Source organism: Enterobacter sp. MGH 33 (genome assembly GCF_000534535.1).
GTDB lineage: Bacteria > Pseudomonadota > Gammaproteobacteria > Enterobacterales > Enterobacteriaceae > Enterobacter > Enterobacter hormaechei_C.
On record NZ_KI973212.1, the window covers coordinates 580485 to 597732 of the forward strand.

At 55.5% G+C, this 17248-nt stretch carries 15 protein-coding genes; 12 read left to right on the plus strand and 3 right to left on the minus strand.

Going from position 1 to position 17248, the window contains the following annotated elements:
- The 5 genes from alr to L379_RS21060 all read left to right on the plus strand — a co-directional run bounded on the left by alr (window position 1) and on the right by L379_RS21060 (window position 4250).
- Window positions 1–1080: an alanine racemase gene (gene alr / locus L379_RS21080; RefSeq protein WP_032652211.1), complete on the plus strand. Its 1080-nt coding sequence runs from the start codon at window positions 1–3 to the stop codon at window positions 1078–1080.
- Between the two features lie 109 nt (window positions 1081–1189).
- The gene (gene tyrB, locus L379_RS21075) at window positions 1190–2383 is read left to right on the plus strand and encodes an aromatic amino acid transaminase (protein ID WP_017382625.1); all 1194 of its coding nucleotides are present in this window, start codon (window positions 1190–1192) and stop codon (window positions 2381–2383) included.
- A gap of 268 nt (window positions 2384–2651) precedes the next feature.
- Window positions 2652–3365 carry an acid phosphatase AphA gene (gene aphA / locus L379_RS21070; protein ID WP_017382626.1) on the plus strand — a complete coding sequence of 238 codons (714 nt, stop codon included), beginning with the start codon at window positions 2652–2654 and terminating at the stop codon, window positions 3363–3365.
- A 112-nt stretch (window positions 3366–3477) separates the two neighbouring features.
- Window positions 3478–3894 carry a secondary thiamine-phosphate synthase enzyme YjbQ gene (locus tag L379_RS21065; RefSeq protein WP_017382627.1) on the plus strand — a complete coding sequence of 139 codons (417 nt, stop codon included), beginning with the start codon at window positions 3478–3480 and terminating at the stop codon, window positions 3892–3894.
- A gap of 2 nt (window positions 3895–3896) precedes the next feature.
- Window positions 3897–4250: an MmcQ/YjbR family DNA-binding protein gene (locus L379_RS21060; protein ID WP_017382628.1), complete on the plus strand. Its 354-nt coding sequence runs from the start codon at window positions 3897–3899 to the stop codon at window positions 4248–4250.
- A gap of 3 nt (window positions 4251–4253) precedes the next feature.
- Here the strand turns inward: L379_RS21060 and uvrA are convergent, their stop codons facing one another.
- On the minus strand, window positions 4254–7076 hold the full coding sequence (gene uvrA / locus L379_RS21055; RefSeq protein ID WP_003860287.1) for an excinuclease ABC subunit UvrA: 2823 nt from the start codon (window positions 7074–7076) through the stop codon (window positions 4254–4256).
- Between the two features lie 251 nt (window positions 7077–7327).
- Here uvrA and ssb1 point away from each other — a divergent pair, with 251 nt between their 5' ends.
- Window positions 7328–7858, plus strand: a complete 531-nt coding sequence (gene ssb1, locus L379_RS21050) for a single-stranded DNA-binding protein SSB1 (RefSeq protein ID WP_006810470.1) — start codon at window positions 7328–7330, stop codon at window positions 7856–7858.
- A gap of 60 nt (window positions 7859–7918) precedes the next feature.
- On the opposite strand, the gene L379_RS21045 is transcribed toward ssb1, so the two are convergent.
- The gene (locus L379_RS21045) at window positions 7919–8200 is read right to left on the minus strand and encodes a YjcB family protein (protein ID WP_003860282.1); all 282 of its coding nucleotides are present in this window, start codon (window positions 8198–8200) and stop codon (window positions 7919–7921) included.
- A gap of 443 nt (window positions 8201–8643) precedes the next feature.
- On the opposite strand from L379_RS21045, the gene L379_RS21040 reads away from it, so the two are divergent.
- Window positions 8644–10044 carry a sensor domain-containing diguanylate cyclase gene (locus tag L379_RS21040; protein WP_032103688.1) on the plus strand — a complete coding sequence of 467 codons (1401 nt, stop codon included), beginning with the start codon at window positions 8644–8646 and terminating at the stop codon, window positions 10042–10044.
- Window positions 10045–10309: 265 nt separating this feature from the next.
- Entirely contained in the window at window positions 10310–11875 is a 1566-nt protein-coding gene (locus L379_RS21035) for an EAL domain-containing protein (RefSeq protein ID WP_015570189.1), read from the plus strand.
- A 6-nt stretch (window positions 11876–11881) separates the two neighbouring features.
- Here the strand turns inward: L379_RS21035 and soxS are convergent, their stop codons facing one another.
- Window positions 11882–12208, minus strand: coding sequence for a superoxide response transcriptional regulator SoxS (soxS, locus tag L379_RS21030; protein ID WP_003860277.1), 327 nt, complete (start codon window positions 12206–12208; stop codon window positions 11882–11884).
- 98 nt (window positions 12209–12306) lie between these two features.
- Between soxS and soxR the strand changes: the two genes are divergently transcribed.
- The 4 genes from soxR (at window position 12307) to L379_RS21010 (ending at window position 17239) form a co-directional block, all read left to right on the plus strand.
- The gene (gene soxR, locus L379_RS21025; protein WP_003860275.1) at window positions 12307–12765 is read left to right on the plus strand and encodes a redox-sensitive transcriptional activator SoxR; all 459 of its coding nucleotides are present in this window, start codon (window positions 12307–12309) and stop codon (window positions 12763–12765) included.
- Window positions 12766–13121: 356 nt separating this feature from the next.
- Window positions 13122–13793: a glutathione S-transferase family protein gene (locus L379_RS21020; RefSeq protein ID WP_017694715.1), complete on the plus strand. Its 672-nt coding sequence runs from the start codon at window positions 13122–13124 to the stop codon at window positions 13791–13793.
- 297 nt (window positions 13794–14090) lie between these two features.
- Window positions 14091–15440 carry a guanine/hypoxanthine transporter GhxP gene (ghxP, locus tag L379_RS21015; RefSeq protein WP_032652213.1) on the plus strand — a complete coding sequence of 450 codons (1350 nt, stop codon included), beginning with the start codon at window positions 14091–14093 and terminating at the stop codon, window positions 15438–15440.
- Window positions 15441–15592: 152 nt separating this feature from the next.
- Window positions 15593–17239 carry a Na+/H+ antiporter gene (locus L379_RS21010; RefSeq protein WP_003860270.1) on the plus strand — a complete coding sequence of 549 codons (1647 nt, stop codon included), beginning with the start codon at window positions 15593–15595 and terminating at the stop codon, window positions 17237–17239.
- Window positions 17240–17248 lie beyond the last annotated feature (9 nt).

Here is a 17248-nt window from a genome sequence, read left to right on the forward strand (position 1 = left end):
ATGCAAGCGGCAACTGTTGTTATTAACCGCCGCGCTCTGCGACACAACCTGCAACGTCTGCGAGAACTGGCGCCCGCCAGTAAGCTCGTTGCAGTCGTGAAAGCGAACGCTTACGGACACGGTCTTCTTGAGACCGCGCGAACGCTCCCCGATGCCGACGCTTTTGGCGTCGCCCGTCTCGAAGAAGCTCTCCACCTGCGCGCAGGTGGAATTACGCAACCGATACTGCTCCTGGAAGGCTTTTTTGAAGCCTCGGACCTGCCGACCATTGCCGATCAGCACCTGCACACGGCGGTGCATAACGAAGAACAGCTGGCCGCGCTGGAAACGGCTGAACTGAGCGAGCCGGTCACCGTCTGGATGAAGCTCGACACGGGCATGCACCGTCTGGGCGTGCGGCCGGAAAGCGCGGAGGCGTTTTATCAGCGTCTGAGTCAGTGCAAAAATGTGCGTCAGCCAGTGAATATCGTCAGCCACTTTGCCCGCGCCGATGAGCCTGAATGCGGCGCAACGGAACAGCAGCTTGATATCTTCAACACCTTCTGCGAAGGCAAACCGGGGATGCGCTCCATTGCGGCGTCCGGCGGGATCCTGCTATGGCCGCAGTCGCACTTCGACTGGGCGCGTCCAGGCATCATTCTTTATGGCGTTTCGCCGCTGGAGAACAAACCCTGGGGGCCGGACTTTGGCTTTAAGCCGGTTATGTCGCTGGTTTCAAAGCTGATTGCCGTGCGTGAGCACAAAGCGGGAGAGCCGGTGGGTTACGGCGGCACCTGGACCAGCGAGCACGACACGCGTCTTGGCGTGGTGGCGATGGGTTACGGCGACGGCTATCCCCGCGCCGCGCCAACGGGGACGCCGGTGCTGGTCAATGGACGCGAAGTCAAGATTGTCGGTCGCGTGGCGATGGACATGATTTGTGTTGATCTTGGGCCCGACGCGCAGGATAAAGCGGGGGACGATGCGGTGATGTGGGGTGAAGGCCTGCCGGTAGAGCGTATTGCTGAAATAACAAAAGTGAGTGCTTACGAACTTATCACGCGCCTTACCTCAAGGGTCGCAATGAAATACGTCGACTAAGCATGAGCGGGATGAGATGCATCCCGCTTCTGTTAACATCCCCTCGATCTTCTTCCGCTTCCGGTTTATTGTTGAATGCCCTGCCTCATAATAATCCGGAGAACATCGCGTGTTTCAGAAAGTAGACGCCTACGCCGGCGACCCTATCCTCTCCTTGATGGAGCGTTTCAAAGAAGATCCTCGCAGCGACAAAGTGAACCTCAGCATTGGTCTTTACTACAACGAAGACGGCATCATTCCTCAGTTGAAAGCCGTTGCCGAAGCTGAAGCGCGTCTGAACGCAACCCCGCACGGTGCTTCGCTTTATCTGCCGATGGAAGGATTAAACACCTACCGCAACACTATCGCGCCGCTGCTGTTTGGTGCGGACCACGCGGTGCTCGCGCAAAAGCGCGTGGCGACTATCCAGACGCTGGGTGGCTCGGGTGCGCTGAAGGTAGGCGCAGATTTCCTGAAAAAGTACTTCCCGGATTCCGGCGTGTGGGTCAGCGACCCGACGTGGGAAAACCACGTTGCGATCTTCGAGGGCGCGGGCTTTAAGGTGGCGACCTATCCGTGGTTCGACAGCGAAACCAACGGCGTGCGCGTTGATGCGCTGCTGGAAAAACTGAACACCCTGCCGGAGCGCAGTATCGTATTGCTGCATCCGTGCTGCCATAATCCGACCGGTGCGGACCTCACCAATGCCCAGTGGGATGCGGTGATCGAGATACTGAAGGCGCGTAACCTGATCCCGTTCCTCGACATCGCCTATCAGGGCTTTGGCGCGGGCATGGAGGAAGACGCCTACGCCATTCGCGCGATTGCCAGCGCGGGGCTTCCCGCTCTGGTCAGCAACTCGTTCTCAAAAATCTTCTCCCTGTACGGCGAGCGCGTTGGCGGCCTGTCCGTGGTGTGTGAAGACGCCGAAGCCGCGGGACGCGTACTCGGTCAGCTGAAAGCGACGGTCCGCCGGATCTACTCCAGCCCGCCGAACTTTGGTGCGCAGGTGGTGGCGACAGTTCTCGGTGACGAAACGCTGAAAGCGTCCTGGCTTGCTGAAGTGGAAGCGATGCGTAAGCGCATCCTGTCGATGCGTCAGGAGCTGGTTAACGTCCTGAAAGAGGCCGTGCCTGGGCATAACTTTGATTATCTTCTCAAGCAACGCGGGATGTTCAGCTACACCGGACTGAGCGCAGCGCAGGTCGATCGCCTGCGCGAAGAGTTCGGTGTCTACCTGATCGCCAGCGGCCGTATGTGCGTGGCGGGTCTGAATGCCAGTAACGTCCAGCGCGTGGCGCAGGCGTTTGCATCCGTAATGTAAGCATTCACTTACTTGCATACTGTATGTAGGCCGGGTAAGGCGTAGCCGCCACCCGGCTTTTTTGTTCGCGCCGGTGCCAGTCATTGCCCGGTGGCGCTTCGCTTCCCGGACCTACACGTTTCTTCTGCGCTTTGTGATCGTCTTCTTTTTATTCAGCTCCATAAGTAAAAACTCCTTTCCTTCCCCTACCGCTGGGGTTATGGTCGGATAGTTTTTTGACCATCCGCTCAAAATAAAAAGATAACAAACTGAATATTCAGGGGAAAATATGCGCAAGATCACACTGGCGCTCAGCGCCGCCTGCTTATTGTTCTCGCTTAATAGCGCCGTTGTTGCACGGGCTTCTGCACCCACGCCGCTTTACACCGGCACTACCGCCGCCATTCTTGCCGAACAGGCCCCCATTCACTGGGTTTCAGTGGCACAAATCGAAAATAGCCTGACGGGTCGCCCGCCGATAGCCGTGGGCTTCGATATTGACGATACCGTTCTCTTCTCCAGCCCCGGTTTCTGGCGCGGCAAAAAAACGTACTCCCCGGACAGCGAAGCCTATCTGAAAAACCCGGAATTCTGGGAAAAGATGAACAACGGCTGGGATGAGTTCAGTATCCCGAAAGAGGTTGCCCGCGCGCTGATCGCCATGCACGTAAAGCGCGGCGACAGCATTTACTTCGTGACCGGACGTAGCCAGACCAAAACCGAAACCGTCTCGAAAACGCTACAGGATGATTTCCTGATCCCGGCGGCCAGCATGAACCCGGTCATTTTTGCCGGGGACCAGGAAGGGCAAAACACCAAAACCCAGTGGCTGGAAAAGAAAAATATCAAAGTGTTCTACGGGGATTCAGATAACGACATCACCGCGGCGCAAGACGTGGGAGCCAGAGGCATCAGGGTGTTACGCGCCTCGAACTCCACCTACCGACCGCTGCCGATGGCCGGAAAATTTGGTGAAGAGGTGATCGTTAACTCTGAATACTGACGCATTAACGGCGGGGTGAATGCTTTTTTAAGCAAATCTCGCTGCGCGGGTTTTACCTTTCGCTTTCTTGCTGCACACTTAGAAAGATTCACCTTTCATAATGGAGCAGCACATGTGGTATCAACAGACCCTGACCTTAAGCGCAAAACCACGCGGATTTCACCTTGTGACGGACGAAGTCATCGGGCAAATCCGCGACCTGTCGCGCGTCAAAACGGGTTTGCTGCATCTGCTGCTTCAGCACACGTCTGCTTCTCTCACGCTCAATGAAAATTGCGATCCCACCGTCCGGTCCGACATGGAGCACCATTTTCTGAAGAGCGTCCCGGACAACGCGCCTTATGAGCATGACTATGAGGGGGCGGACGATATGCCTTCGCACATCAAATCCTCTTTGCTGGGCGTCTCGCTGATGCTGCCGGTCCACAACGGACGGCTACAGCTGGGAACGTGGCAGGGGATCTGGCTGGGAGAACATCGCATTCACGGTGGTTCGCGTAAAATTATCGCAACGCTACAAGGGGAATAAAGATGACAATTTCGGAGATACTTCAGTACTGCATGAGCAAGCCGGGTGCGGAACAAAGCGTTCACAGCGACTGGAAAGCCACGCAGATCAAAGTGGGGGATGTGCTGTTCGCGATGGTGAAAGAGGTGGATGCGCGGCCTGCGGCATCACTGAAAACCAGTCCGGAACTGGCCGACTTACTGCGCCAGCAGCACGATGATGTCAGGCCAAGTAAGCATCTGAATAAAGCGCACTGGAGTACGGTGTTTCTCGACGGCTCGCTACCAGATTCGCAAATTTACTACCTGGTGGATGCGTCGTATCTACAGGCGGTTGAACTGCTGCCGGAAACGATCCGACAGCAGCTCTCCGTGTGACGATTACAGCAACGGTTTGAGGAAGCGCGCGGTGTGCGAGGCTTCGCACTCTGCAACGGTCTCTGGCGTACCGGAGACGAGGATTTCACCGCCGCCGCTGCCGCCTTCCGGGCCGAGATCGACAATCCAGTCAGCGGTTTTAATCACGTCCAGGTTGTGCTCAATCACCACGATGGTGTTGCCCTGATCGCGCAGCTGGTGCAGCACGTCCAGCAGCTGCTGGATATCCGCAAAGTGCAGGCCGGTGGTCGGCTCATCCAGAATATACAGCGTCTGACCGGTACCGCGTTTGGACAGCTCACGCGCCAGCTTCACGCGCTGCGCTTCACCGCCGGACAGCGTTGTCGCTGACTGCCCCAGACGAATATAGGTCAGACCCACATCCATGAGGGTTTGCAGCTTACGCGCCAGCGCAGGGACGGCGTCAAAGAACTCGCGCGCCTCTTCGATGGTCATATCCAGCACTTCGTGGATGGTCTTGCCTTTGTACTTAATCTCCAGCGTTTCGCGGTTATAACGCTTACCTTTACACTGGTCGCACGGCACGTAGATATCCGGCAGGAAGTGCATCTCAACCTTGATTACGCCGTCGCCCTGGCACGCTTCACAGCGGCCGCCGCGCACGTTAAAGCTGAAACGGCCTGGCGTATAGCCGCGTGAACGCGCTTCCGGCACGCCGGCAAAGAGTTCACGTACGGGCGTAAAGACGCCGGTATAGGTCGCCGGGTTGGAACGCGGCGTACGGCCAATCGGGCTCTGATCGATGTCGATAACCTTGTCGAAATGCTCCAGCCCCTGAATGTCGCGGTACGGCGCAGGCTCGGCCAGCGTCGCGCCGTTCAGCGCCGTCTGCGCAATCGGGAACAGCGTATCGTTGATCAGCGTCGATTTACCGGAACCGGACACGCCGGTGATGCAGGTAAACAGCCCGACAGGCAGCGTCAGGGTCACGTCCTTCAGGTTGTTGCCGCGCGCGCCGGTCAGCTTCAGCACTTTTTCCGGGTTCGCCGCCACGCGCTGTTTCGGCACTTCAATTTTGCGCTTGCCGCTCATGTACTGGCCGGTCAGCGACTCGGGCACCGCCATGATGTCTTTCAGCGTCCCTTCCGCGACCACCTGGCCGCCGTGTACGCCTGCGCCCGGGCCGATGTCGATGACGTGGTCCGCGGCGCGGATCGCATCTTCGTCGTGCTCGACCACGATTACCGTGTTGCCGAGGTTACGCAGGTGAACCAGCGTGCCGAGCAGGCGTTCGTTGTCGCGCTGGTGCAGGCCGATAGACGGCTCATCCAGCACGTACATCACGCCGACTAAGCCCGCGCCAATCTGGCTCGCCAGACGGATACGCTGGGCTTCACCGCCGGACAGCGTTTCAGCCGAGCGGGAAAGCGTCAGGTAGTTCAGACCGACGTTCACGAGGAACTTGAGGCGATCGCCGATCTCTTTCAGCACTTTTTCAGCGATTTTCGCGCGCTGTCCGGAGAGCTTCAGGTTGTTGAAGAAGTCCATCGCGTGGCCGATGCTCATGTCTGAGATGGTCGGCAGCGCCGTGTTTTCGACAAACACGTGACGCGCTTCGCGACGCAGACGTGTACCCTCGCAGGTGGCGCAGGAGCGGTTGCTGATGAACTTCGCCAGCTCCTCGCGCACCGCGCTGGATTCGGTCTCTTTGTAGCGGCGCTCCATGTTGTGCAGCACCCCTTCGAACGGGTGGCGACGCACGGAAGTGTCACCGCGATCGTTCATGTACTTGAACTCAATGTTCTCTTTGCCGGAACCGAACAGGATTACTTTATGTACGTTCGCGCTCAGGCTCGCCCACGGGGCTTCAACGTCGAACTTATAGTGCTCAGCCAGCGATTTCAGCATCTGGAAGTAGTAAAAATTACGCTTATCCCAGCCGCGAATAGCGCCACCCGCCAGCGACAGTTCCGGGTTCTGGATCACGCGGTCCGGGTCGAAATACTGCTGAACGCCCAGGCCGTCACAGGTTGGGCACGCGCCCGCCGGGTTGTTGAACGAGAACAGGCGCGGTTCCAGCTCGCGCATGCTGTAGCCGCAAATCGGGCAGGCGAAGTTGGCGGAGAAGAGCAGCTCTTCCGCTTTTGCATCGTCCATGTCTGACACCACCGCCGTGCCGCCAGAGAGTTCCAGCGCCGTTTCAAAGGATTCCGCCAGACGCGTCGCCAGATCTTCACGTACCTTAAAGCGGTCAATCACCACTTCGATGGTGTGTTTCTTTTGCAGCTCCAGCTTTGGCGGATCGGACAGGTCACACACTTCACCGTCGATACGGGCGCGGATATAGCCCTGGCTTGCCAGGTTCTCCAGCGTTTTGGTGTGCTCGCCCTTACGCTCTTTAATGATCGGCGCCAGCAGCATCAGGCGTTTGCCTTCCGGCTGCGACAGCACGTTATCCACCATCTGGCTCACGGTTTGTGCCGCCAGCGGGACATCGTGATCCGGGCAGCGCGGCTCGCCCACGCGCGCATACAGCAGACGCAGGTAGTCATGGATTTCGGTAATGGTACCGACCGTGGAGCGCGGGTTATGCGATGTGGATTTCTGCTCAATGGAGATAGCAGGGGACAACCCTTCAATGTGGTCGACATCCGGTTTTTCCATCAGCGACAGGAACTGACGCGCGTACGCCGAGAGCGATTCAACGTAACGACGCTGTCCTTCGGCATACAAAGTGTCGAAAGCCAGTGAGGATTTGCCAGACCCCGAAAGCCCGGTCACGACGATGAGTTTGTCGCGAGGGATTATGAGGTTGATATTCTTGAGATTATGGGTGCGGGCGCCCCGAACTTCGATCTTATCCATTCACCTTTCCCGGTTGGAACACGGATTGCCTGATTTGTTTGAAGGACAAACGGCTGTCAGAAACGGCTAATTATGACACAAAATGACCTGTTTGAATATACAGTATTGGAATGCATTTTCTGATTCACTGTGTAACAATGTCGAGTCCGCGAGAGAACTCTGGAACGTGCTACGCAACTATCAAAGTGTCGCATGGAAATGGTACACTCGCGCGTTTACACTATTAAGAAACGTATTCAGGAGACACGAACATGGCCAGCAGAGGCGTAAACAAGGTGATTCTCGTCGGTAATCTGGGCCAGGACCCGGAAGTACGCTACATGCCGAGTGGTGGCGCAGTTGCCAACATTACGCTGGCTACTTCCGAATCCTGGCGTGATAAAGCGACCGGTGAAATGAAAGAGCAGACCGAATGGCACCGCGTTGTGCTGTTTGGCAAACTGGCTGAAGTGGCCGGTGAGTATCTGCGTAAGGGTTCTCAGGTCTATATCGAAGGCCAGCTGCGTACCCGCAAATGGACCGATCAATCCGGTCAGGAAAAATACACCACGGAAGTGGTGGTGAACGTTGGCGGCACCATGCAGATGCTGGGTGGCCGTCAGGGCGGTGGCGCACCGGCAGGTGGCGGTCAGAATCAGCAGCAGGGTGGTTGGGGTCAGCCTCAGCAGCCTCAGGGCGGCAACCAGTTCAGCGGCGGCGCGCAGTCCCGTCCGCAGCAGCAGTCTGCTCCGGCACCGTCTAACGAACCGCCAATGGATTTCGACGACGATATCCCGTTCTGATATCCAGACGCGTGAAAAACAAAAAACCCAGACAATGTCTGGGTTTTTTATAACAAGCTATCAGGTAATCACCATCGGCCAGTCTGGCGGAGTGTGGCTCATGGCTTCAACCATCACCACTTTAATGTTTTCCCAGACGGCGGCAATGTCTACCAGCGTAATGCCAAGCAAACCTGTCGCGAACCAGCATGCGGCGCCCAACCCTAACAGGGTGCTAATCACAGCAAGACCTGCGTAGTCGGACTTTCGAAACTGAATGTTTAACGTGCTGGCCAGGAACATCAAAACCGCGCTCAACAACGGCCAGCGCAGGAGCACCATGCTGGTGGTAATGGTTGCCATAAAACCCATCCTCGACAAAACAGACGAACTGGAATGAAACAATGTTTCTCGTTACATAAGATGTGTGAACTATATCACATTTGCTGTTTTATTCGCCAGTATCCGCGTGAGGTAAAAGTGGGATTATTGCCGGGGAAAATATATCGTCGTCGCTCAGAACGACGTCTGGTCGGAATTTTTATTTTTATTTCATCCAGATAGTAAAACCTTTGCAAAACGCCATCGGCTGTATAGCGTTTACAGCAGTATATCTATGGATTATGCTTGTGTGGAACAATAAATGTACCCGCAAAAATAATTCATCGCATTGAATTAATTGACTTTTTTGGATTTTGTATTCTTTGTTTTACACTCGGCATGCTCTTGGATTTCGTGGTCTTATTCTTTTATTCAGATATGAATTATTGCGGTTGCTCTCTCGATTAATGACCTGCGAAAAGATAATGAAAGAAAAAAGACGCGAGATTATTAACGACAGCATGCAGGCGCTGCATGCCCTGGCGAAGCTGATGCCGCAACTCAACGCGCAGTGTTCGCCGGTTGAAATGCTGGAAATTATCAACAGCGCACTGGGGGCAAATCTCTCATGGGTCAGTGTCGAATCCGCAGACGGGCCGCGCGTGGTTTGTGCCGGCGACGTGACGTGTCACGCCTTTAACGTGGCGGATTTTCTTGCCAGCACCCTGTTGCAGCGGCATCACCGCGCCTGGCGGGTGATCTACTGGAAAGAGCATATTGGCCGGGCGGTATTTTCCCCTCAGCACCCAGGCTATGCGCGGCTGCAAAGCGGCGTGCTGTGTAAATTCTCAGCGCATGGCAGACAGTGCAGTGGTTATTTCTTTTTGGCTTTTAATGAAAAACTGACCTCGTTGCCGATATTGAAAAATATCGTGGTGGTATTGGTTGAGAAGCTAAAAGATTATTTTGATGACATCATCGTGCGGGAAAAAACGGCGCAGGAAATGCAGCGCGTCGTCACGCAATATAAAACCTTATTTGAGCGTGCTCCGGTATTAATGAACGCCTTTGACAGGCATAACCGGTGTGTATTGTGGAATGCCGAATGCGAAAAAGTCTTTGGCTGGAGTATGACTGAAATCGGCGAGCATCCCGATCCGCTGGCCCTGTTTTACCCGGATCCTGAGGAGCGACAGCGCGTGCAGGAGTCGGTTCGTTTCGCACCACTTAAGGATATGTACGAATGGCACCCGGTGCGTAAAGACGGGACGCAGTTAACCATTCTCTGGTCAAACATCCTTTTGCCGGATAACTCCATTCTCAACATTGGCCTGGATATCACCGAACGTAAAAAAGCAGAACAGCAGCTGACCGTCAAAGCCACCACGGACGATCTGACGGGCTGTCTGAATCGCTCGACAATCTTACAGCGTCTCAAAATAGCGCTGGCAGCCAGTTCGCCGCAGGATGTCAGTAGCCACTTCTGTCTCCTGATGTTCGATCTCGATTATTTCAAGCAGATCAACGATCGGTGGGGACATCAGGTTGGCGATGCGGCATTGATCCACTTTTGCGACCGTATTCGCGAGGTGAGCCCGGCCGGGTCGGCGCTGGGACGGGTGGGGGGCGAAGAGTTTGTTCTTCTGCTGGCGCACACGGATGGTATGGCCGCTACGTTGCTCTCTTCCCGGCTGCGTGCCGCGCTGATCTCAAAACCGCTGCGTGTGGGCGATAAAACGCTGGTACTCTCTTTCAGCGCCGGGGTGGTTGAAGTCTGTCAGGGGCAACGGGATACTTCTGCCATACTGATGCGTGCCGATAAGGCATTATATGACGCCAAGCGTACGGGAAGAGGAAAAACGGTCCTGGCGTCTGATTATTTATAAATCTGCATAAGAACAAAGAGCAGGCTATTTCAGCCAGCGAATTTTCCACACCTGTCGCGGGTAATTATTTTCCTTATCAGAAACGAAATGAATACTTTTAGTTTGGCTTACGGGAAAATATTATCGGCATCACGAATTTTAGGATTTTTAATACCAAAAGTCAGTTGCTAACTTCCCATGATTCATGCAACGTAATCACCTGTTTATCAAAGCAGCCGGTCTTCATTGCTACAGGCGTACAACATGCAGGGATACAGAGCGGGAAATGAATCGTAGCGCGCTGCGCAACATGCTCAAAGTGGTCGGGATTATCATGGTAGTTATGCTGCCGGTGATGCTTGCGCTATGGTTTGCCCAGCTTAGAGCCGTGTCGGAAATCAGCGCCCAGCTGCGCACGTTTGCTGAACTTGCTTTAAACAAAACTGAACGGGTTATTCAACAGGTTGATCTGGCCCGGGAAGACGCGGAAAAATATCAGGGAAAAGTGTGTACGCCGGAGCATCGTCAATATATGTTGAACGTTTCCCGCGGTCGTCTTTTTGTTGCCGATTTAATTTATGCTGAAGGCCAGTCGTTTCTCTGCTCGACCCTTTTTACGCCGGATCATCCTTACACCATTCCCGCTGCCAATTACACACGTAAACCCGACGTTGCTATCTATTATTTTCGCGATACGCCATTTTTTGATGGTTATAAAATGATATATATGCAGCGCGGAAATTATGTCGCAGTGGTCAACCCGCTTTCGTACAGTGAGGTGATGTCAGACGATCGTTCCCTGTCGTGGGGGGTGTATGACACCGTCAGCAATGCATTCTTTTCTGTAAGCCAGAAAGCCAATATTTCTTTATTGCATTCGATGCTTCGACATCAGGAAACGACTTTTCAGAAAGGTGACCGTTTTTATACGATCGTGAAATCCGGGCAGCGGCCGATTGCGGCCATCGTTTCAACCTCCAGCGCCCGTTTTTATAAAACGCTTTATCATCAGGCTACCCTGACGCTACCGCTGGGGATAATTTGCAGCATTATTATTCTGCTGGTGTGGTCGCGTACACACCGTGAATTCAATTCGCCTGGCCGACTTCTGCACCGGGCGCTGAATAAACGCCAGCTGTGCGTCCATTATCAGCCCATTATTGATATTAAAAATAACCAGTGCGTGGGGGCAGAGGCGTTGTTGCGCTGGCCTGGATTCAACGGTCAGGTTATGAGCCCGGCGGAATTTATTCCCCTGGCAGAAAAAGAGGGGATGATTGAGCGCATTACGGATTACGTCGTGGAGGAGGTGTTCAGCGATCTGGGCCATTTTCTTGCCGCTCATCCCGATCTGTATGTCTCGATTAACCTGTCGGCGTCGGATTTTCACTCTTCGCGTCTTATCGCCCTGATCTCCGACAAAGCCCGCTTTTACTCGGTTCGCGCGCAGCAAATCAAAATTGAGGTGACGGAGCGGGGGTTTATTGACGTGCCGAAAACCACGCCGGTCATTCAGGCGTTTCGCCAGGCGGGGTATGAAGTGGCGATTGATGATTTCGGAACCGGCTACTCTAACCTGCATAACCTCTATTCGCTGAACGTCGATATCCTGAAAATCGACAAATCCTTTATCGATACCTTAACCACCAACAGCACCAGCCACCTGATTGCCGAGCACATCATTGAGATGGCGCAAAGCCTGCGGCTGAAAACCATTGCGGAAGGGGTCGAGACGGGGGAGCAGGTGAGCTGGTTGCTGAAGCGTGGCGTGCAGTATTGTCAGGGATGGCACTTCGCGAAAGCGATGCCGCCCCAGGCATTTATGGCCTGGCAGCAGCAACCCTTGCGTTAACACGCATTAATTGAGCTGATGACGGTAGTCGCTCGGCGTACGGTCAAACTCGCGGCGGAAGACGCGGGAAAAGGTCTGCTGCGACACATAGCCCAGATCCATTGCGATATCAAAAATGGGCCGCTGCGTTGAGCGTAACGCCTGCGCCGCCAGCAGGAGCCTGCGCTGGCGAATGTAATCACCCAGCGTTTGATGCATTACGGTGCGGAACATTCTCTGTAAATACCATTTCGAATAGCCCGACTTCTTAGCGACCACATCAATGTTCAACGGCTGGTCGATATGTTCATCAATCCATTCAATAAGTGTCTGAATAATTTGCTGATGCGACATAAGGTTACCCCTCTGTGGAGACATCTGTCCTGGTTGATTCGTCGTTTTCTCTGCGGGGGAGTATAATTCCTCAAGTTAACTTGAGGTAAAGAGGTTTTATGGAAAAGAGATTACCGCGCATCAAAGCGCTGTTAACCCCCGGTGAAGTGGCTAAGCGAAGCGGTGTGGCGGTGTCGGCACTCCACTTCTATGAAAGCAAAGGGTTAATAAAAAGTATCCGTAACGCCGGAAACCAGCGGCGCTACACCCGCGATGTGCTCCGCTACGTGGCGATCATCAAAATTGCGCAACGTATCGGCATTCCTCTGGCCACCATCGGTGACGCGTTCGGCGTATTGCCGGAAGGGCACTCGCTGAGCGCGAAGGAGTGGAAGCAGCTGTCGTCCCAGTGGCGAGAAGAGCTGGATCGTCGTATTCACACGCTGGTGGCCCTGCGCGATGAGCTGGACGGCTGCATTGGTTGCGGGTGTTTATCACGCAGCGATTGTCCGCTGCGTAACCCGGGTGACAGGCTGGGCGAGCAGGGAACGGGGGCGCGGTTGCTGGAGGAGGATTGAGAGGTGTTTGCCGGATGGCGCTTCGCTTACCCGGCCTACGCTCTCGGTTTTGCAGGTCGGGTAAGGCGCAGCCGCCACCCGGCAACAAGCATAAAGAACTAAAGCGCCACTAAGGGCGCTTTAGTTTTTTCCGGTCTTTGTCTTTCTCTCTATCCCGCTGGCTCACGGGAGGGTTTCCCCCGACATCAGTACCCCTCGTGTCGAGCTTGTGGAGGAGGTTCCGGTTTGTACTGACACTTTAATTCTATGCCCGGCCGCCGTTTTTGCCACCGGAGACGGTGAGATTTTAGCCAAATTTTTTTCGTGAAGTTGTTCAGTTTTCTATAGTTAAAAAGTATGAATCACCGGAGAACATCATGCTAACGGTCCACCACCTTAATCAGTCTCGTTCACATCGCGTCCTCTGGGCGCTGGAAGAGCTGGGTCTGACGTATGAGATTGTGCGCTACCAGCGCGAAAAATCCATGCTTGCACCTGATTCGCTCAAAAAAGTGCATCCGCTGGGGAAATCCCCGGTACTGGAAGATAACGGACTGGTGCTGGCCGAATCAGGCGCGATTCTGGAATATCTTCAGGAAACGTACGATTCGGCGTCACGATTCAAACCGTTAGATCCCGCCCATAAAGTGCAGTATCGCTTCTGGCTGCATTACGCCGAAGGGTCTTTGATGCCGCTACTGTTAATGAAGCTGGTGTTTAACAGCCTCGGCAAACCACCCGTCCCGTTTGGCCTGCGCACGCTGGGTAAGGCGCTGGGGCAGGGGGTGCAAAAAGCGTATCTCAACCGCCAGCTGGAAACGCATGCGCGCTTTATTAACGATCATCTTGCCGAAAACAGCTGGTTTGCCGGCGACACGCTGACCATGGCTGATATCCAGATGAGTTTTCCCCTCTTCGCCCTGCTGGCGAGAGGCGGCATCGACAATCTCGACCACATAGCGGCGTGGAAACAGAGAGTGGAGGCACGTCCGGGCTGGCAGACAACGCTTGCGAAAGGCGGCCCGCTGACGATCCCCGGCGAGGGATGAAATGTAACGAAATTGCGCATGGACGATAACGTTTGCGCATCCTCTGCTTAATTCTTCATCGTCATGAGGCAATTTTAGCGAAAAACGAGAAAGTTCAGTTGAAAAGGGCGGGTATTAGGCTAGATAATCGTTTGCCTACATTTGACCACCCGTTTTGTAAGCGCGGAGCTAAACGTTTGCTTTTTTTGTGACGCCCCTTTCGTCGCAAACGCAGCACAAGGATTTGACGTTTCGCTGGCAGTGGAGTCTCCACCACGCTTACGGACTTTCAATAAAAATTTTCAGGGGATGTTTTCTATGTCTACGCCATCTGCGCGTACCGGCGGTTCACTTGACGCCATGTTTAAAATTTCTGCTCGCGGCAGCACCGTGCGCCAGGAAGTTGTTGCCGGTCTGACCACGTTTCTGGCGATGGTGTACTCCGTCATCGTGGTGCCGGGCATGCTCGGCAAAGCGGGCTTCCCGCCAGCGGCGGTCTTCGTTGCCACCTGCCTGGTTGCGGGTGTGGGTTCGATTGTGATGGGCCTGTGGGCGAACCTGCCGCTGGCGATCGGGTGCGCCATCTCCCTGACCGCGTTTACCGCCTTCAGCCTGGTGCTGGGCCAGCATATCAGCGTCCCGGTAGCGCTCGGCGCCGTGTTCCTGATGGGCGTGCTGTTCACCGTAATTTCAGCAACCGGCATTCGTAGCTGGATTTTGCGCAACCTGCCGCAGGGCGTGGCGCACGGCACCGGCATCGGTATTGGCCTGTTCCTGCTGCTGATCGCTGCCAACGGCGTGGGTCTGGTCATCAAGAACCCGCTGGACGGCCTGCCGGTTGCGCTGGGTAACTTCGCGAGCTTCCCGGTGATCATGTCGCTGGTGGGTCTGGCGGTGATCATTGGCCTGGAAAAACTGAAAATGCCGGGCGGCATTCTGCTGACCATTATCGGCGTGTCCATCGTCGGCCTGATCTTCGACCCGACCGTTCATTTCTCCGGGATTTTCGCCATGCCGTCGCTGAGTGATGACAAAGGCAACTCCCTGATTGGCAGCCTGGATATTGTTGGCGCGCTGAACCCGGTGATCCTGCCAAGCGTGCTGGCGCTGGTAATGACCGCGGTGTTTGATGCCACGGGCACCATCCGCGCGGTGGCCGGTCAGGCTAACCTGCTGGATAAAGACGGACAGATTATTGACGGCGGCAAAGCGCTGACCACCGACTCCCTGAGCAGCGTTTTCTCTGGCCTGGTGGGTGCGGCGCCTGCGGCGGTGTACATTGAGTCCGCAGCGGGTACGGCGGCAGGCGGTAAAACCGGCCTGACGGCCATCACCGTTGGCGTGCTATTCCTGCTGATCCTGTTCCTCTCTCCGCTCTCTTATCTGGTGCCGGCTTACGCGACCGCACCTGCGCTGATGTACGTCGGCCTGCTGATGCTGAGCAACGTGGCGAAAATCGACTTCGCGGATTTTGTTGATGCCATGTCCGGCCTGATCACTGCGGTATTCATCGTGCTGACCTGTAACATCGTGACCGGCATTATGATCGGTTTCGCCTCGCTGGTGATTGGGCGTCTGGTCTCCGGTGAGTGGCGTAAGCTGAACATCGGTACCGTGGTCATCGCCGTTGCGCTGGTGGCGTTCTACGCGGGCGGCTGGGCCATCTGAATTGACTTTTTATGCGAAAACGGGTGGCTCAGGCCGCCCGTTTTTATTTTCAGGACTCATCCCGTTGCCTTTTACGTTACTCTGGAGAGGATAGAATAAGAGGCACGACGCCTCAGGTTTGGCATATAAGAAACACAGCAAACAGGGAACGCATGGAAATTTTCTTCACAATACTCATCATGACCCTTGTGGTCTCATTATCCGGGGTGGTTACACGCGTACTGCCCTTCCAGGTCCCCCTGCCTTTAATGCAAATAGCTATCGGTGCGCTGCTGGCGTGGCCGACGTTCGGTCTGCACGTGGAGTTCGATCCGGAACTGTTCCTCGTGCTGTTTATCCCGCCGCTGCTGTTTGCCGATGGCTGGAAAACGCCGACGCGCGAATTTCTGGAGCACGGGCGAGAGATCTTCGGCCTGGCGCTGGCGCTGGTGGTGGTCACCGTGGTCGGGATTGGTTTCCTGATCTACTGGGCCGTACCGGGGATCCCGCTCATACCCGCCTTTGCGCTGGCCGCCGTGCTGTCGCCTACCGACGCCGTGGCGCTGTCCGGCATTGTGGGCGAAGGGCGCATTCCAAAGAAAATCATGGGCATTTTGCAGGGCGAGGCGCTGATGAATGACGCCTCTGGCCTGGTCGCCCTGAAGTTTGCCGTGGCGGTTGCCATGGGCACCATGGTCTTTACCGTCGGCGGCGCGACCCTGGAATTCTTCAAGGTGGCGATTGGCGGTATCCTCGCGGGCTTCGTAGTGAGCTGGCTGTACGGACGCTCGCTGCGCTTCCTTAGCCGCTGGGGTGGTGATGAACCGGCGACGCAGATCGTCCTGCTGTTCCTGCTGCCGTTCGCCTCTTACCTGATTGCCGAACACATTGGCGTGTCGGGCATTCTGGCGGCGGTAGCCGCGGGGATGACCATCACCCGCTCCGGCGTTATGCGGCGCGCGCCGCTGGCGATGCGCCTGCGCGCGAACAGTACCTGGGCTATGCTCGAGTTTGTGTTTAACGGCATGGTGTTCCTGCTGTTGGGCCTGCAACTGCCGGGCATTATGGAATCCTCGCTGATTGCGGCCGAAGCGGATCCAAACGTTGAAGTCTGGATGCTGTTTACCGATATCGTGCTCATCTACCTTGCGCTGATGCTGGTGCGTTTCGGCTGGCTGTGGACGATGAAGAAATTCAGCGTTCGCTTCCTGACCAAAAAGCCGATGGAGTTCGGCTCGTGGACCACGCGCGAGCTGCTGATTGCCTCTTTCGCGGGCGTGCGCGGGGCGATCACCCTTGCTGGTGTGCTCTCCATTCCTCTGCTGCTGCCGACGGGTGACGTCTTCCCGGCGCGCTACGAGCTGGTGTTCCTGGCGGCGGGCGTGATCCTCTTCTCCCTGTTTGTCGGCGTGATTATGCTGCCGATTCTGCTGCAACATATTGACGCGGGTGACTCCTCGCAACAGCACAAAGAAGAGCGGATTGCCCGTGCGGCGACGGCGGAAGTGGCGATTGTCGCCATCGAGAAGATGGAGGAGCGTCTGGCCGCCGATGCCGAAGAGAACATTGATAACCAGCTGCTGAAGGAAGTCAGTTCACGCGTGATCGGTAATTTGCGTCGCCGTGCTGACGGACGTAACGACGTGGAAAGTTCGTTGCAGGAAGAGAACCTCGAACGCCGTTTCCGCCTGGCGGCGCTGCGCTCCGAGCGTGCCGAGCTGTATCACCTGCGCGCGACGCGGCAGATCAGCAACGAGACGCTGCAAAAGCTGCTGCACGATCTGGATCTGCTGGAAGCGTTGTTGATAGAGAATCAGTAGCGCTGTAAT

Excerpts from the sequence above, each read along its gene's own strand:
- alr (WP_032652211.1), top strand. The coding sequence starts at position 1 with ATGCAAGCGGCAACTGTTGTTATTAACCGCCGCGCTCTGCGACACAAC.
- aphA (WP_017382626.1), top strand. The coding sequence starts at position 2,652 with ATGCGCAAGATCACACTGGCGCTCAGCGCCGCCTGCTTATTGTTCTCG.
- L379_RS21065 (WP_017382627.1), top strand. The coding sequence starts at position 3,478 with ATGTGGTATCAACAGACCCTGACCTTAAGCGCAAAACCACGCGGATTT.
- L379_RS21060 (WP_017382628.1), top strand. The coding sequence starts at position 3,897 with ATGACAATTTCGGAGATACTTCAGTACTGCATGAGCAAGCCGGGTGCG.
- uvrA (WP_003860287.1), bottom strand. The coding sequence starts at position 7,076 with ATGGATAAGATCGAAGTTCGGGGCGCCCGCACCCATAATCTCAAGAAT.
- ssb1 (WP_006810470.1), top strand. The coding sequence starts at position 7,328 with ATGGCCAGCAGAGGCGTAAACAAGGTGATTCTCGTCGGTAATCTGGGC.
- L379_RS21045 (WP_003860282.1), bottom strand. The coding sequence starts at position 8,200 with ATGGCAACCATTACCACCAGCATGGTGCTCCTGCGCTGGCCGTTGTTG.
- L379_RS21040 (WP_032103688.1), top strand. The coding sequence starts at position 8,644 with ATGAAAGAAAAAAGACGCGAGATTATTAACGACAGCATGCAGGCGCTG.
- L379_RS21035 (WP_015570189.1), top strand. The coding sequence starts at position 10,310 with ATGAATCGTAGCGCGCTGCGCAACATGCTCAAAGTGGTCGGGATTATC.
- soxS (WP_003860277.1), bottom strand. The coding sequence starts at position 12,208 with ATGTCGCATCAGCAAATTATTCAGACACTTATTGAATGGATTGATGAA.
- soxR (WP_003860275.1), top strand. The coding sequence starts at position 12,307 with ATGGAAAAGAGATTACCGCGCATCAAAGCGCTGTTAACCCCCGGTGAA.
- L379_RS21020 (WP_017694715.1), top strand. The coding sequence starts at position 13,122 with ATGCTAACGGTCCACCACCTTAATCAGTCTCGTTCACATCGCGTCCTC.
- ghxP (WP_032652213.1), top strand. The coding sequence starts at position 14,091 with ATGTCTACGCCATCTGCGCGTACCGGCGGTTCACTTGACGCCATGTTT.
- L379_RS21010 (WP_003860270.1), top strand. The coding sequence starts at position 15,593 with ATGGAAATTTTCTTCACAATACTCATCATGACCCTTGTGGTCTCATTA.